Below are 680 nucleotides of genomic sequence, written 5' to 3'. Positions count from 1 at the left end.
AGGTCGCGCCACCGCTCGTGGTGCTCCCTCCGGTGGTGCCGGTTCCGCCGGTCGTGCCCGAACCTCCGGTCGTGCCGGTTCCGGTGTCACCGGAGGTACCGCCCGAGGTGCCGCCCGAGGTACCGCCGCCCGTCGTACCGCTTCCCGAGGTCTTCGACGGGGCCGGGGTGGTCGCGTCGCCCTCGGGCTCGGCCGCACTCGTCCTGCCGGGCGCGGTCGGGGACGGGGACTTCTCGGTGGCCTTTCCGGTGGGCGTGGGATCGGAGAGGTCCAGGTCCGCACGGCCGCTGCCCGTGGAGGGCGCGGCAGGGCTGTCCTCCGACCCCACCGGCAGGGTGCGCGCCGCTCTGTCGTCCTCCTCGCCGAGCAGCGCCACGGTGACTCCGGCGGCGGCGAGGACCACAGTGACGGCCACGGCGGCGAGCAACGCCCGTCCCCTGCGGCGGGGTTGGGCGGACGCGGAAGCCGGGGCGGAGAAGGTGGTCGGCGCGGCGAGGTGACCGGGGTCCGGTGCACCCGGCACGGCCAGGGACCCGGCAGGGTCGAAACCGGGTGTACTGGACGTCATCGGCTCGGGCGGGCCGAAGCCGGGCGGTGCCTGCTGTGGCTGTGCGGCTTCGGAGGCGGGCGACGCCTGCTCGGCGGGACCGAACCCAGGGGGCACCGGCTGCGCACCGGAC

The 680-nt window shown here is 76.3% G+C and carries 1 pseudogene; it reads right to left on the bottom strand.

The features are described from left to right. Nucleotides 1-664, bottom strand: a pseudogene (locus G3I60_RS43835) (serine/threonine protein kinase); the annotation flags it as partial. Nucleotides 665-680: the final 16 nt, after the last annotated feature.

Origin of the sequence: Streptomyces sp. SID13666 (assembly GCF_010548325.1) — a bacterium.
Lineage (GTDB): Bacteria > Actinomycetota > Actinomycetes > Streptomycetales > Streptomycetaceae > Actinacidiphila > Actinacidiphila fildesensis.
This window is presented reverse-complemented; position numbering and strand designations above follow the sequence as displayed.